We start from the raw sequence: 16,301 nt of genomic DNA on the forward strand, positions 1-16,301 counted from the left end.
CTCCTATCTTATCTATTAGCCATAATAAGCATGTTTGCCATTTTTACGTAAATAATGTTTATCTAGTAAAGATTGTTGTATCGGTGTAACTTCAGGATTAATTTGATATGTTTGCAAAGCCATTCTCGCTACTTCTTCTAGTACCACTGCCTGATGAACCGCATCTAATGGATTCTTTCCCCAATTAAACGGAGCATGACTATGTACCAAAACACTCGGAATTGCTTTGGCCTGTTTCCAATTCATAAGCACCATTGATTTCATCATCCGTCATTTGTCTAGTACAAGGGATTTCCCCATAAAAATAATCTGCCTGTGTAGTACCAAGTGCAGGAATTGCTTTACCAGATTGCGCCCAACTTGTTGCCCAAGGAGAATGTGTATGAACAACTCCACCTATTCCAAGAAAATTTTTGTACAGTACGAGATGTGTTGGTGTATCCGAAGATGGCTTCTTATCCCCTTCAACAACCTTTCCATCTAAATCTACGACTACTAAATCATTTAGTGTTAAATTCTCATAAGCTATACCACTTGGCTTAATTACAACTAGTTTAGATTCACTATCGTATCCGCTTACATTTCCCCACGTAAAAGTAACAAGATGGTGTTTAGGTAGATCCTTATTCGCTTGTAAAACCTCTTCTTTCAACCTTTCTAACATCATCACAGCACCTTTTCAAATAACGCACTTACTTGTACGTACGTTTGTTATTAATTTCTATAATATTATAAATTGTACGTACATTCAATGTTTTTTGATTAAATTTTTAAAATATTCTTTTTAAAATAGAAAAACCGTACAGGAAACGATGCCCATACGGTCTTCTTACTTGCATTAAATTAACGCTAGTCTAACCACTTTTCTTTTAAAAATAATGCGTACTTCATAAGATCTTCTGCTGCATCCTCAGATACTAAGTCATTATCAGATTGGTAGTTTAATAGATCGATTAAACCATTAAGGTGTTTATTGACTTTTGAGGTATCCTCCTTCTTTTCAAAGCGATCCACAGCTGTCAATTGCATCTTTAATGTTCGTACATCACTTGTATTTGTAAATGCATTCTCATTTGCAAAATGATCCACTAATAAACTCATATTGGTTGCCGTACCTACATTTTGACTATTATATAAGGCTATCCCTTCTACTTCATTATAGGTTGCACGCTTATCAAATAAAAATGGAATAACCCCCATTTTTGGTTGACTCATTGTTACATACTCACCTGCACTATAAACATTTTCTTTCTCTAGTGAGAAAAAATTCATATGCTTCTCCATTGCGTCCACTTGTACATTTGTAAGTAAATAACCAGTTGGTTTCTTTTCGATGACATTTGTTGGTTCCCAATTATCCGCTCCATCTAGATAAAAAGGCTGATTTTGTTCATTACCTAATGAAGCTTGTCTCTCTGGAGCTTCAGATACTGCTGAAGTAATTTCCTCAAATCGGTCATAGTAAAATGAAAGTACGCCTTCTACTGTTCGCATCTGCGCGTCTACTCGATAGTTAGGTTCTTGCAATCCTGCCGTTTCCGTTAAAAGTCCAAGCCCATTCCGTAATCCGAGCATATTACGCATTATACGTTCGTCTCCGCCACCAGCACCTCCTGGCGTACCGTATAAACCTGTAGAAAACCCATATCCTTCCACCTCAGGTAAAAGATGATCTTCTACCATTTCTTGATTTAGAGAGCGTAGTTGCTCATCTACATTTAAATTTCGTGGCCATAGCATCTCAATATCTGGGTTACCACTAGCTCTCGGGCGTTCATGACCGTCTACCGTAATATCTGGATTAAACTCATCTAAAACACTAGCTATTGCCTGTACCTCTAACGTGCGTAAGCTTAAATGTTCACGATTAATATCAATCCCTTCAGCATTACTTCTCGTATCTGCTTCTCTACCATCTGGATTAGCAGTTGGTATAAATAAAATTGTCGCATCTTGAAGAAGCTCTAATCGTTCTTCATCATCTGTAAAAGCTAAATCTCTTAATAATTTTAATGCCATCTCTCTTGGAGCTCCTTCATTTCCATGTTGCGTACCAATGACTAGCATATTATTTCCATTTGCAATATCTTCGTCTGATGGAGGTTCTGGAAATCCTACACGTACTAAATGCAGTGGTCTTCCTTCTACTGTAGTACCAATTTGACTATAGCTAACACGATCCGATAATGTAGCTACTTCTTCTAGAAACTCAATTTCTTCCTCATGTGTTGTCCAAGTTTCTCCATCTCGTTGTTCAAACCCGATTAAAGGCGGGTCCATATTGATATCATTCTCTTCCGCAAAACCTGTTAAAGGGAAAAGCGTTAACATTACCATAACAATGACTAGTTGGGACAAACGTTTCTTCCAAGTAAAATGATTCATTGTATCCTCCCTTTCAGCTATACATTATCAAATTATAGAGTACTAGCTTTATTGCCATTTTCCTGTTAGATACTCGATATCTGTTCTTAGTGTTTCATATGCATTATCTGTTATCGAATTGTTTTCTTTATAAAAATCAACTAATGTTTGGAAACCTTGTAAGTGTTTCCGAACTTTTTGTGCTTGATCAAGTGACTCAAAATGAGAGATTGCACTTAAGTGCGTAAGAAGTAATTGCGTTGCTGGTGTATCTGTAATTTCACCTCGATCAACCAAGCGTTCAACAAGAGACATCATACTTTCCGCATTCCAAGCATCGATTGCGGAGGCTGTTTTTTCCGATACCAATCGTCGAGTCGGATTCGTTGATACTGTATTTCTCGTTGGATGTACCCTATTTGTTAACAATATAGTAATAGATTGGTTGTTAGGACTGACCACGATGGAAGTACCTGTATACCCTGTATGCCCTATCGTATTTTGTTCTGCTAAATCATCCATGTACCAACTTTGATTTAATTCCCATCCCAACCCTTGGTCCTGCCCAGGGAAGGCACCATTCCAATTTGTGGTGATAAGTTCAAAGGCTTCCTCGGATAGAATCTGTTCACCTTGGTAACTTCCTTCATTTAACATCATCTGCCCAAACACAGCTAAATCTTCTGCCGAACTAAAAACTCCTGCATGTCCAGCAACGCCATCCAGTGCCCACGCTTTTTCATCATGAACACTCCCCCATACAAGTCCACGATTTACATTGGATTGATACTCTGTTGCAGCAATTCTCTCTTTTAGTGAAGCTGGTGGATTATACATCGTATCATTCATTTGTAGAGGTTCTGTTATATTCGCTGCTACATATTCATCTTGACGTTGCCCGCTTAGCCGTTCGATTAAAACTCCAAGTGTAATAAAATCAACATCACTATAGAGATACCGAGTACCAGGCGGCACTTCTAATGTTTCATTTAAGACAAAATCCAGACGATCTTCACGATCCCCTTCGATTTCATGAACAGGTACCGTGGTAGATGCACGAAAACCTGATGTATGGGTTAATAATTGCTTGATTGTTACATCCTCTTTACCATTAGTTGCAAACTCTGGAATGTATAATGCTACCGGATCATCTAATTCAAACAATCCTTCATCCCATAGCGTCATGATTGCTGTTGCTGTAAAAAGCTTTGAAATAGACGCTGTATCAAAGATGGTATTTTCCTGCATATCAATTGGATTTTCCATTTCTGTAAAATCGCCATCCGTATAGCGGGCAGCATAACCATATGCTTCATGTTTAACAATTTGTTCATCTCGAGCGACTAGAACAACTGCACCTGGCATCACCTGTTCAGATATTGCATTCTCAATCAATAGATCTATATCATCTAAAGGCTGTTGCAACATTTCAACATCATGGGCATCACTTGTATTTAAACCGCTCTCTGAAGCGTAAATACTAGCAGCCCCTGATATGAAAATGGAAAATAATAGGATAAACATAAATAGCAAGGGCAATACTTTCTTCATCATTATCTACTCCCTTTTTAGAAAAAAGCACTTATTTCGTTAGCTGTGTATAAAATTAGATTAATAGACTCCAACTGCATTGTAAGCCTGTTCTACTGCTTCTACATGAAATGAATTACTGCCATATAAATCAGTTGCTGCTTGAATTGCTGCCTGTCGCATCATGCTAAAATCTGAAGTACTCGTCAAATATAGATCAAGTGCACGGTAATAAATCTGTTCTGTTGCATCACGGCCAACTCCTTCAACAACCACATCATAATGTTCTCCACCCTCTGCAACTAAATAAGCTGCTTTATTGTTAATACTACTATTAATATGAACTCCACCATTGTCTAATGGACCAACATATCTTCTATCCCAATGGTCAGGATATGGCTCTTGCGTTCTTCGTTCAATCAATACTGCTGGGTCCTCTAATGAACGTAACGCAAGCGTACCATCCGCCATGATATCCTCACCCATCAACCAATTCTCACGATCTACCATCGCTCCAAAAATGTCTGCAAATGATTCGTTTAACGCTCCAGATTCATTCCGATAAATTAAATTTGCCGTATGTTGGATTACACCATGTGACATTTCATGGGCAGCTACATCAAGTCCACCAGCTAGCGGGTGGAATCGAATACCATCTCCATCACCGTAAGACATTTGTCTCCCATTCCATGATGCATTATTCCAATTATCTCCTACATGTACCGCCGAAATCAGAATCTGACCATTATCATCCACTGAGTTACGGCCAAACGTATCTAGAAAATAATCATATGTTTTCTGCGCATTTGCATGGGCATCTACGGCAGCTCCGTCGGTAAACATTTTGTTAAAACTTAATACATCTACGTTGGTCCCTGTTGTATTGTCATAAGTAACAACGCCATCCCCACGTGTTACATCGAATAGTCGAAACATATCTTCGTACTGTTGTGCCTCAAACTTTTGTCTTTCGCCAAACACACCTGTACCGAATGCAGTTACATCATGTGATGCATTAAAATTATCAATGATTTCTCCACTCTCCGCATCTATAAAATAATGCCAAAAGCCAACTTCTGGATAAGTTGTAGAAGCAGTAACTAGATAGGTAAAATGAAATTCATCATCATACTCGTAAATATATGGCTCTGCTTCAATCTCTCCATCGAATTGTTCAATATCCCCAATATTTTTTTCTAGATTCGCTTTAAAAATATCGATGATTTCTGCTATCGATTTTGTATTATCTACTGCAATACTTTCATCAATTCCAGTAACAACTTGGCCAAAGTAAGATGTAACATGGTTATTTTCATCTAAACTAATTGTTTGGTCGGCTCCATATATTGGAACCCCCTTATACGTTTGCTTCACTCTATAATGAGAAGTGTCCGTTTCACTATCTGCTGTAACATTATTTATTTCAAAACCAACTTCCGAATTACTGTTTAACTGAAATTCCTCTCCTTTGCTTTCGATATACGTTAAAACTACCTCTTTCTTTGATAAACCGCTAGGAGCCTTCCATTTTTCAATAATATATGAAGGAGTATCATAGGTTTCATTCATCTGCATGTTAATATCCTCAGCAAAAACTACTGAACTACCAATCCCGATGGATACAACTATTGCAAGTGCTGAAGAAACCACACGTTTATTCATTTTCAAATCGTTCACCCTCCTATTTTTAAATATCCTCACCAGATGATTGTGTTGCATTAAAAATCCATTCTAATTCTAAACTGTCCCCTTGATATTCGTTCTGATCTTCACCATCATCAACAAATTCAAACTCTACCCAAAAATCATGTGTCTCTTCCGCTTCTAGCCCACCATGTTGTTCCCATAAAGGATCCCAAATATCTCGTTTCACAACATCTGGATCCATTTCTTTTAATTCATATAAAGTAGTTTCAAACACCGGTTCACTTTCTTGCTCCCAGTTCCATAAAAAATTCACTTTAACATGTTTGCCAAAATCATCCGTATTGTCACTATTGCTATCTATGACAGAATAATTCGTATCTAAAAACACATTTTCAATTTTAAGGCTACCTGCATTTGATAACGAAAATTCACTTAACATCGTATCTCCTGGTTTAAAATTATCAATTTGAATAATTGCTGTAGGGTCTACCGAAAGATCTAATGTTCCAGCGGCAAATGAATTATTCGTTACTTCCTGATCACTGAAATAAGCGTAGGTTCCTCCTCCAATTAGTGTTAAACCTAATGTAGCTGATAAAATTCCAGCACTTAATTTTTTCTTTAAATTCATTCCATCTCCTCCAGAATTCATACTTTTACATTTTTCCAGCCATCATCAACACATTGACATCTTTTCTTCTTATTTGAAGAATATTGTTAGGATAAAACGATATATACCACACCTCCTAAAATTCAAAGAATAAGTGAATGGACCAAGTTGTTAAAGATAAATATAACAAAATCATTACAGAAAAGGTGTCAGTACATGTCGAATTAATTGAATAATTGAAAAATAATGAATATTAACTACTTTTATTGTCGTATTACATAAAATGGTAAAAATGTCCACTATTTTTCAGAGGGTTTTTAGGGATTTAGAGGTAAATATGCAAGTAAAAATGGAGTTTTTATTACATGGACGACTATAACAGGATAATTATCCTACCCTTACAAAATTCGACTTCTTGATTATGATCAGCACAAATACATAAGAAAGGACCTATTTATGGAAAACTAGCATAATTTTGTCTGCTAATTAAGATAATGAATTGTTATTTGAGGAGGTATTCTTATTTTATTACTCATTTTCATTTGTCTTTTATTATCATCTTTCATGGCAAGTTTGATTTATTTCATGGTGTACTTTCCATATTTTGACTTTTTAGGCTTTATTTTTGTATCTATTATTTACTTTTTCTGCTATCTATTCATCGCCTTCCCAACACAAATATATCTTCGAAGAAAGCCAAAAGTTTACTCGGTTAAATATTTAATAATATACTTGTTGGTATCTTTTTTTGGAACAATTATAATACTTCCGACGGTGCTAGAATTAAGTTTTACCATACATATTTCTAAAGAATTATTATGGCTATCAACCTTAAATGCTATTATTTTTTGGATCATTGATTCGTTGGTCATTAGGGAAGACCGTATACAAATTAAAAGTACTATACGTGAATTTATTCGATTTTATAATATAGGGAATTATTTGAGGGGGCATTAATAAAATCCTTGTTTTTTAATCTAAAATTCCCGAAAATACATTACTTCTTGAACAAATGCAAAACCGGACAAGAATGCCCGGTCTATTTTACAAATCTATTTACTTTTTTGATACAGGTTTTTCTGTTGTCATCAATGTCACAACAATTAACACGATAACCGCTACTGGAATAGCAACGATCACACTATTTAAATCAAATGGTTTACCTAAAATCAGTTCCCAAAGCAAAGTTGTACCTACCCCTGCAATCATAGAAGAGATACCACCTTTAGCATTCACTCTTTTCCAGAAAAATACTGCTAGTAATGCTGGTGTTAATCCGGCTCCATAAACAGTATAAGCATACATTTGTACCTCGAGTACCGTTGGGAAATAGTTCCCTAAGATAAATGAAAAAGCACCTAAAATGACAATAAATATTTTCGTATACAATACCAATTGTTTATCTGAAGCATCCTTCTTAAAGTATTTCCCAACGATATCATATGTAACGTTAGTTGCTGCAGATAGTAAATAAGAATTTCCTGTTGTTACAATAAATGCCGCTGCAGCTGCAAGTAAAATTCCCCCAACAGCTGTTGGTAAGACTGTTGTAGCTCCAATAAGTGCCATACCTGGATCGATATCATCAAAAAGCGAACGAGAAGTAAACGCAATCAGAGAAATAGTTGGTGTAATCAAAAGTATAGCCAATAGCCAAAAGATTTGTGCTTTCTTACTTGTTTTTACACCTTTTGACGCAGCAAGACGCTGATACATATTTTGATCGCCAAGCAATAAAAAGAATGAAGGTAATAAGAATCCTAATAATTGTACGGTGCTCAGAGTGCTTGTTGCAGTTAAATGCTGCTCTGGTACATTCGCTGTAATTTCTCCCCATCCACCTGCGATTGAGAACATAATGGGAAGAGCAAGGAATAAACCAATCAATGCTAGAAAAGCACTAATCGCATCCGTTGGTGCTACTGAACGAAGCCCACCAATCGTTGCTAGGAAGATTATTAGAACGGCACCGATTAGTGTTCCGATTTGTACAGACATACCTGTCGTCACATTTAATACAAAACCTAATCCTGTCATGGCATAAGAGACTATACCGACAAAAGCTAAAATGATAATGATACTTGCGATTAATTGAGCTGTTTTACCATATTTCGCTTCTAAAATACCTGAAACTGTAAATTTGCCAAACTCACGAATTTTCGGAGCTATAAAATATAAAATTCCAATACCTAATAGCGTTGGGATTGTCATCATGAGAGCAGGAATAATACCATATGAGTACGCCATTGATGTTTCCCCACCGGTTATGCTTCCACTTCCCATCCACGTTGCTAATAATGTACCTGCCAACACAAAGCTTCCTAGCCCTTTTCCGGCAAGAATAAAATCTTCACTGTTTGAGATCTTCTTGGAAAAATAGATACCAAGAATAATCATAAATACTCCATACCCAGCCACAAACCATAATAATGCTGGATTATTTGTTAATTCCATGCTGTGATTACCTCCTGAAGTTATGTAAATCATTAACTTTTAAGTTCTGCTCCCTACCATACAAATAATAAACCATACTTTGATAAGTCATTTGATAAGACTAAAAATCTTATTAAATATTAATTGAATATAGCTTATGAGAAATTTTATCTGTTGTTAGAAAAATAGAGATGTTTAAGATTCTACACATAAATCACCTTTCTATTAAAATACGAGAATAACAGAAAAATTAAATGACAAAAATCTCAAAAATTAACGATTTTTTTATTATAACAAAGCAAGATTATTTCTCAACTTGATTTCTGAATGTCTACCAATCGTTTCGCCCCTCAATCCTGGTATAAACGAAGTTATTGATTGTGTAGTTACAATTCCTTTCATTTACTCCATTTTTTAAGATTACTCCATTATGTGATAAATTCCACAATAACTTAAAACCGAAAAAGTAATACCTTTTAATCACGAATTTGTTACATAAGTTGCAAAGATTCACTACAAAGGAAATTATTGCTTGAGCAAAACTCTTTAAAAGTTAAGCAATACATGTTAGATTCATATCTTGTGCAGGATATTTCCTGCTTCTTATTTATTTGTATAATAGGAGGATTTACCTATGCGAAAAGTTATAACGCTATTAGTAACTAGTTTTTTACTAATCATTCTAACTCCTGTTGATGCTAGCGCAGCAGAGACAGAAGAAGAAATAGAGAAAGACAATAAATTGAGCATGCATCAGCTCAGTAATCATAAATCAAATGTTGAGGAATTAGAAATGATTTATATAGATGAAGCGACAGTAGATATGACAAATAATGAAAGAGATTTACTAGAAAGATTAGTACACGCTGAAGCAAAAGGAGAGCCGTACGAAGGTAAGGTAGCTGTTGCTGTTGTAGTACTAAATAGAGTAGATAGTAATCAGTTTCCTGACACTGTTTCAGAAGTAATTCATCAAGACAAGCAATTTACCCCTGTTAGTAACGGTAAAATTAATAAACCTGCTGGTGATTCCAGTAAAGAAGCAGTAGAAGAAGCCTTGCATACAGACAGAAGTCTCGTTACTGAGAGTTTATATTTCTATAATCCAAAAACAGCAACAAGTAGATGGTTAGATGATAAAGTCACGACTGAAGTAATTGGAAAACATGTATTTAAAGATTAGTACTACAAGTTAATTTAAAAGTCTGTTGACTGGAATAACGATGGTTCTTTTCCCAAGCTTATTCCAGTCTTTTTTGTATTAAATTACTCGACGCTTATAGGTATAATGATTTCTAAATACATTCTCAAATATAGTATCTATATAAACGATAATTCGATTAGGAACGCACTTTTAATCCTTGAATAATCTCTTCAGTCACCTCTGAAGTTGTATGTTTTCCACCTATGTCCGGTGTTAATATTCCTTTATTTGTTGTCTTTTCAATTACATCTAGTAACAAACTTCCTAATTCCTCTTCCCCAAAATGATCTAACATTAATTTAGCAGTCCAAATTTGTCCAATTGGATTCGCGATATTTTTCCCAATAATATCAGGTGCTGAACCATGAACTGGTTCAAACATTGAAGGATACTCTCCGTTAACATTAATATTTGCTGCTGGTGCAACTCCCACGCTTCCCATTATGGCCGCACCCAAATCACTTAATACATCGCCGAATAAATTACTAGCTACAATAACATCAAATCTCTCCGGATTCGTTACAAAGAAAGCTGCTAAGGCGTCAATATGCTGAGAATCTGTTTCAATTCCTGAATAATCTCTTGAAACATCTTTGAACACTTCGTCCCAAAATGGCATAGAATGAAAAATACCATTGGATTTCGTTGCACTAGTTACATGTTTTTTACGTTTATCAGCCAATTCAAAAGCAAAACGCATAACTCGTTCGGTTCCTCTTCTTGAAAAGATGCTATTTTGAATGGCAATTTCATCTTCTCCTCGAAAGATTCTGCCACCAACTTCACTGTACTCCCCTTCGCTATTTTCTCGAACCACAATAAGATCAAAGTCTTTTGGATTAACTATTTTTGATTTCACTCCAGGAAGAACTTTTGCTGGTCTATAGTTAATAACTTGTTCGAATTCTCTGCGAAATTTAATTAGAAGACCCCATAGCGAAATATGATCTGGCACAAGTTGGATATTACCAACTGCTCCTAAAAAGATGGCATGATAGTTCTTTAATATCTCCAATCCATCCTCTGGCATCATTTTACCGTGTTCCATATAATATTCACAGCTCCAAGGAAATTCATTGAAATCAAACCTTATTCCTCCATGGATATCGGATATAGCTTCTAAAACTTTTGTTGCTGCAGGTACGACTTCTTTTCCAATTCCATCTCCCGGAATATTAGCAATCATATACTTTTTCATCTTTACTCCCCTTATGTCTTTAGTTTCCTATACTTACTCGACCTCATTATGGTTAAAGTATAATTGAATGTATTTTACCAATCAATGAAATATTGAAATTTTTTAAGCTTATTTGTGAAAGAAGACTATTATTCAGTTTGATAAGCATTATGAATGGTTGGATTTTTCCCGCCATTCATATATTGTTAAAATAATATTACCTGTATAGGCAGAGGAAAAGTTTGACATCTTATTTTTTTACATTCGATCAATTCTTTATACGACTGTAGACTTTTTTACAAATACAAAAGGAGCTGACTTAAACGTCAGCCCCTTTTGTATTACTTCCTATCAGGTTGTTCTTCATCAATTTTTTGTTCTTTAGCTAGTTCACGGCTCACACGTGGTGCTGTCCAAAATGTGGTTAACATGAGTAAGGAAACCGGAACAGCCGTAACTACAATGAATGATTGCAGAGATCCTACACTATCCTCACCTATAGTAATTAATACTGTTGCTACAAGTCCCATGAGAATCGCCCAAATCACACGTAAATACTTAGCCGGATCTCCGTGACCAGTAATCGCCATCGAAATAGTTAATGACATGGAATCAGTTGTTGTTAGTACAAATATAATAGTTGCTAGTAGGAATAAGAAACCAAAAATTGTACCGAATGGCAGCTGCTCTGCAATTGCAATCATAGCTGCTGGAGGTCCAGCACTATTTAAAGCATCAGAGACAGAACCAGGATTATTCATTTCCGAAAAGATTCCTGTTCCCCCAACAACCGTAAACCAAAATGTTGTAACAACAGGTGCAATGACTACAACAGCAGTTACTAATTCACGAATCGTACGGCCACGCGATATACGACTAACAAACATAGCCATCATTGGGCCATAACCGATAAACCAAGCAAAGAAAAAAATCGTCCATAATCCAAGCCAAGCACCATCACTTCGGAAAGTGTTCAACGTAAAAAAGTCTTGTACATACAATCCAAATGATTGCACATACGAATCGAATATAAATAATGCTGGTCCTAAAATAAGGACACCGATCATTAATCCAACAGCAAGAATAATATTATAACTACTTAAAATTTGTATTCCTTTATGAATACCTGTTGCGGCAGAAATCCCAGCTGCAATAACAATTACTGCAACAATAAGACACTGCATGAGTAAATTATTTGGTAAACCAAACAATGCATTTAATCCATACCCAGCCTGTAAACCGAGAAAACCAATCGGACCAATTGTTCCTGCTGCCACAGATACAATCGAAAAGGCATCAACAAACGTTCCTAATGCACTTTTTTCCATAATTTTATCCCCAAATATCGGGTAAAGTAATGACCTTGGTTTTAATGGTGCATTTCGATGATAATGGGAATACATCAATACAATCGTACCTAATGTTCCTAAGATGGCCCAGGAAACAAAGCCCCAATCGACAAAACTAGTTGCAAGTGCTGGTACTATTGCTTCAGGTGTTCCTGCCTCAATCCCTGAAAAATGAGGAGGTACAGTTAAAAAGTGACTTAATGGCTCAGCTGCTGCCCAGAAAACACCACCAGCTGCGAGTAACGTACACATAATAATGGAGATCCATTTAAAGGTTCCAATCTCTGGTTTTTCTAATTTTCCTAAACGGATCTTACCAAACTTGGAATACCCAAGTATTAATGCAATAAATAAGGTTCCAACCATTAGAACTTGATAGATGGAACCGAAGTAAGTAACCGACCAATTAAACATTGTATTAACCGCATCAGTAACCATGTTCTTATTTATCAATGCTAAGATCACAAAGGCAAGTAATGCCCCTCCACTTAGAAAAAGTACTGGTTTATCTATAGTTTGATTTTGTTTCTTTATATTCTTCAAAATCTGCTCCTTTCAATCAACACAAAAAAACTCACATAATCATCACTGACTTTAATTTTTCCTATTTAGTCAGTTGTATGTGAGATTAAATTAATATTTTAAATTAAACTACAGCGATAAATAATACATTTCGTGTGAGTATATGTCAAGGCATAAAATGATTCGTTCTTAGGAAAATTACTGACCAAAACTTTCGTACGACACTTTGCTTTCATTTCTACATAATGGCAGTCCAGAAATCCCTTCTTCAAAGATAATCCGCCTTCTGGTGTAACCGGTACATTCATAAAAAATTGATGTTCGATGGTTTTGTTCCCCATAATCGGAGCTACCTTTATTGTTTGGCTGTTAGCTTTGCTTGATCTTTCCACTATATTAGGGAAATTATCATGGTTGGTTGTAGGTATTGTTTACTTGATTTATTTAACAATTTTTTTGAAAAACTTACAATGTAGAATCCATTCAAAATATAGACTCATCCCAACGAAATAAGCAATATAGTATTTCAGGAACAACGTTGAAAGCGTCCGTTCAGCTGTATTTTAATAGAATTTTTACTGTATTTAAGTTATATATTACACTTCATAGTTCAAAAAAAGAGAAGTGAATTTCCCCTTCTCTTTCTCGGTATTAAAGTCCTACTTGTTCTGCCGCATAATTAGCGTCCGCTTCGCTGTGACCTTCATATAATAATTGATCAATCAGTCCACTTCTTGAAAAGCCAGAGAAGTCAAGATAACTTTCTGCATGTAATACCGCTTGCGCTCTCCAATCAACTTCAATATTTTCAACTGCAAATGTAGCATCTTCTTTCGAGAATCCTTCATACTCTAATTGTTCAATTAATCCCGATTTTGAGAATGCACTAAAATCTAAATAACTTTCAGCCTGGCGAATTGCGTTTTCTTGTGAAACCGACATTTTCAGAGAAAGCAATACCTGCACAAGTATAATTTTCCTTAGTTGTCAGCAGTCAACATGGATTAAAAGTTTTTCGTAGATAGTATTCACTAAAAAAACATTAGCTTTTTGTGAAAAGTAGTTAGGTCGTTCCGTTTTTTATCATCGATTAATCCAGCTTAAAAATAACTCAACAGTCTTTTTACTGACTTTTCCACCTGAAAAGCGGTCAATTTGCCTAAATGGCATGTTGATAATAAAGTACACGTTATTAGCCGTTAATGGTTTTCCAATCTTCTTGAAGAAAACATGGAATAAAATAATGAAGTTATATAACGTTTTTCCCAACCAATTCTTATATTGTGCTTGGTTAATAGTGTCATTCATTCCTAATTCTTTATCAAGATCCCAATTTTTCGGTGGAAGTTTTCTTCCTAATATTTTCTCAAATTCTTCATCAGGAATAGCCTTTACACTTGCCGATGCATAGTTTGGAAATTCATTTTTTAAGTATACTGATGAAACAACACCATCCATATCAATAATTTCCTCTAAATGAATCTCTCGAATTGAACTACCGATTTGAATCTTGTAATTTCCCGTTTCAATTTCCCAATCATTTATTACAGTATTATAGTAAGAGAAATCTCGTCTTGTTAACTCTATCGTAATTCGCTTCGTTTCACCAGGATCCAAATAGACTTTATCAAAACCTTTTAGTTCCCTTTTCGCACGAAAAATTTTCGAATCTACTTTTTCAATATACAACTGCGCAATTTCAGCTCCAGCCATTTCACCTGTATTTGTCAGATCAAAACTAACAGTTAAACCATCGATTCCAATGTTGCTATATTCAAAAGTAGTATAAGAAAGCCCGTATCCAAAAGGAAAACGCACCGGTAGATTAGCTGTTTCAAAGTATCTATAACCGATGAATAACCCTTCTTTATGTTCACTTGTTGCTTGGTCTCCCGGATAGTAATCCGAGGAAGGCACATCACTATATTGAATTGGGAATGTTTCGCTTAATTTACCACTTGGATTGTGTTTACCGATAAGAAGATCAACTACCGCTTCCCCACCACCTTGACCAGAAAGGTAGGTATGCAAAATACCTTGTACATGATCTGCAAAAGGTAATTCAAGTGCTCCACCACCAACTAAAACCACAATCACATTCTTATTTACCTGTACTACAGATTCGACAAGGTCTAGCTGATTTTGAGGCAGTTTTAAATCTTCTCGATCTACTCCCTCTGCTTCTTTACTTTCATCAAGACCAATAAATAAAATGACTGTTTCAGCAGATTCTGCAAGGCTTGTTGCTTCTTTCAGTAAATTACTACTTTTTCCTCCCATACGCTTAAACCCTTGTGCGTATCCAACTGTATTTAAAAAAGAATCTTCTAAACTTTTAAGCGGATTACTTAAGTTATAGGGATTGATTAAAGAACTACCTGCTCCTTGATATCGTGGATTTTTTGCAAAATCACCAATAACCGCTACTTTAGTTCCCGATTTAAGCGGAAGAATATTATCTTCATTCTTAAGCAGTACCATAGACTGACGAGCAGCATCTATTGCTTTATTGTGGTGCTCTGCATAATCTACTTGTACTGATTCTTTATCATCTAAACGCACTTTCTCTATAAGAGATAATAATTGATCTACAGCATCATCTAAGATTGATTCATCTAGTTCTCCTTCATGTATTGCATCAACAATTTCTTTATCAGTAATTCCATTTGTAGACGGCATTTCTAATTGATTATGAGCTTTCAAACCAGCAATACGGTCGTTATTTCCACCCCAGTCCGTTACAACAACACCATCAAACCCCCATTCAGAATATAATATGTCATTTGCTAAATGTTGATTTTCGTTTGCATATTCACCATTCACCTTATTATAAGAAGACATCATGGTATGAGGATTACTCTTTTTTACAACTTTTTCAAAGCCTGATAAGTATATTTCTCTAAGCGAACGTTCATCTACAATTTCATCAATTGTCATACGCATATGTTCTTGACTATTGACTGCATAATGCTTAGGACAGGCTGAAATGCCATTGGACTGAATTCCTTTCACCATTTCACTGGCAAGTTCACCAGTCAGAAAAGGATCTTCTGAGAAATATTCAAAATTACGACCACATAAAGGATTACGTTTAATATTTAAACCCGGTCCAAGTAAGACACTTACTTTCTCACTACGAGCTTCCTTACCGATATCTTGTCCTACGTTATTCACAAGTGTCCTATCCCAACTATTTGCTAACGTTGCTGCTGTTGGGTAACAAGTTGCTGGTAAACTTTTATTTAATCCTAAGTGATCCGCTTTCCCACCTTGTTTTCGCAGTCCATGTGGTCCATCAGTTAGCATAATGGATGGTATTCCAAGACGTTCTATTGCCTTTGTGTTCCAAAAATTATGTCCAGACATGAGGGAAGCTTTCTCTTCCAAAGTCATTTGTTTAATTATATTTTTATGTTTCATTCTACACCGTCCCTAAAGTTAATTGGCAAGAAGGCAGACTTAGTC

At 35.6% G+C, this 16,301-nt stretch carries 11 protein-coding genes and 1 pseudogene; 2 read left to right on the forward strand and 10 right to left on the reverse strand.

Annotated elements, in window-relative coordinates; genetic code table 11:
* Positions 1 to 15: 15 nt before the first annotated feature.
* The 5 genes and pseudogenes from AQ616_RS17450 to AQ616_RS17470 form a co-directional block, all read right to left on the reverse strand.
* Positions 16 to 664: pseudogene (locus AQ616_RS17450) on the reverse strand (L-ribulose-5-phosphate 4-epimerase).
* Positions 665 to 849: 185 nt separating this feature from the next.
* Complete coding sequence (locus AQ616_RS17455) at positions 850 to 2,385, reverse strand: M14 family zinc carboxypeptidase (RefSeq protein ID WP_069686423.1); 1,536 nt, start codon at positions 2,383 to 2,385, stop codon at positions 850 to 852.
* A gap of 48 nt (positions 2,386 to 2,433) precedes the next feature.
* Positions 2,434 to 3,918, reverse strand: coding sequence for a serine hydrolase domain-containing protein (locus AQ616_RS17460; RefSeq protein ID WP_069686424.1), 1,485 nt, complete (start codon positions 3,916 to 3,918; stop codon positions 2,434 to 2,436).
* Between the two features lie 57 nt (positions 3,919 to 3,975).
* Positions 3,976 to 5,556, reverse strand: coding sequence for a M4 family metallopeptidase (locus tag AQ616_RS17465; protein ID WP_205634391.1), 1,581 nt, complete (start codon positions 5,554 to 5,556; stop codon positions 3,976 to 3,978).
* Between the two features lie 25 nt (positions 5,557 to 5,581).
* Positions 5,582 to 6,172: a CalY family protein gene (locus tag AQ616_RS17470; RefSeq protein WP_069686426.1), complete on the reverse strand. Its 591-nt coding sequence runs from the start codon at positions 6,170 to 6,172 to the stop codon at positions 5,582 to 5,584.
* A 519-nt stretch (positions 6,173 to 6,691) separates the two neighbouring features.
* On the opposite strand from AQ616_RS17470, the gene AQ616_RS20225 reads away from it, so the two are divergent.
* Positions 6,692 to 7,108, forward strand: coding sequence for a UPF0715 family protein (locus AQ616_RS20225; RefSeq protein ID WP_407719668.1), 417 nt, complete (start codon positions 6,692 to 6,694; stop codon positions 7,106 to 7,108).
* A 99-nt stretch (positions 7,109 to 7,207) separates the two neighbouring features.
* On the opposite strand, the gene AQ616_RS17475 is transcribed toward AQ616_RS20225, so the two are convergent.
* Positions 7,208 to 8,605: a sodium:solute symporter family protein gene (locus tag AQ616_RS17475; protein ID WP_017795779.1), complete on the reverse strand. Its 1,398-nt coding sequence runs from the start codon at positions 8,603 to 8,605 to the stop codon at positions 7,208 to 7,210.
* Positions 8,606 to 9,218: 613 nt separating this feature from the next.
* Here AQ616_RS17475 and AQ616_RS17480 point away from each other — a divergent pair.
* Complete coding sequence (locus AQ616_RS17480; protein WP_069686427.1) at positions 9,219 to 9,767, forward strand: cell wall hydrolase; 549 nt, start codon at positions 9,219 to 9,221, stop codon at positions 9,765 to 9,767.
* A gap of 157 nt (positions 9,768 to 9,924) precedes the next feature.
* Here AQ616_RS17480 and AQ616_RS17485 read toward each other — a convergent pair whose 3' ends face one another.
* The 4 genes from AQ616_RS17485 to AQ616_RS17500 all read right to left on the reverse strand — a co-directional run bounded on the left by AQ616_RS17485 (position 9,925) and on the right by AQ616_RS17500 (position 16,256).
* The gene (locus AQ616_RS17485; RefSeq protein ID WP_017795776.1) at positions 9,925 to 10,986 is read right to left on the reverse strand and encodes a tartrate dehydrogenase; all 1,062 of its coding nucleotides are present in this window, start codon (positions 10,984 to 10,986) and stop codon (positions 9,925 to 9,927) included.
* Positions 10,987 to 11,306: 320 nt separating this feature from the next.
* On the reverse strand, positions 11,307 to 12,857 hold the full coding sequence (locus AQ616_RS17490; protein ID WP_069686428.1) for a BCCT family transporter: 1,551 nt from the start codon (positions 12,855 to 12,857) through the stop codon (positions 11,307 to 11,309).
* A 630-nt stretch (positions 12,858 to 13,487) separates the two neighbouring features.
* Positions 13,488 to 13,778, reverse strand: a complete 291-nt coding sequence (locus AQ616_RS17495) for an Ltp family lipoprotein (RefSeq protein ID WP_069686458.1) — start codon at positions 13,776 to 13,778, stop codon at positions 13,488 to 13,490.
* A gap of 141 nt (positions 13,779 to 13,919) precedes the next feature.
* Complete coding sequence (locus AQ616_RS17500) at positions 13,920 to 16,256, reverse strand: glycoside hydrolase family 3 C-terminal domain-containing protein (RefSeq protein ID WP_069686429.1); 2,337 nt, start codon at positions 16,254 to 16,256, stop codon at positions 13,920 to 13,922.
* Positions 16,257 to 16,301: the final 45 nt, after the last annotated feature.

The organism is Oceanobacillus sp. E9, from assembly GCF_001741975.1.
Taxonomy (GTDB): Bacteria; Bacillota; Bacilli; order Bacillales; family Amphibacillaceae; genus Oceanobacillus; species Oceanobacillus kimchii.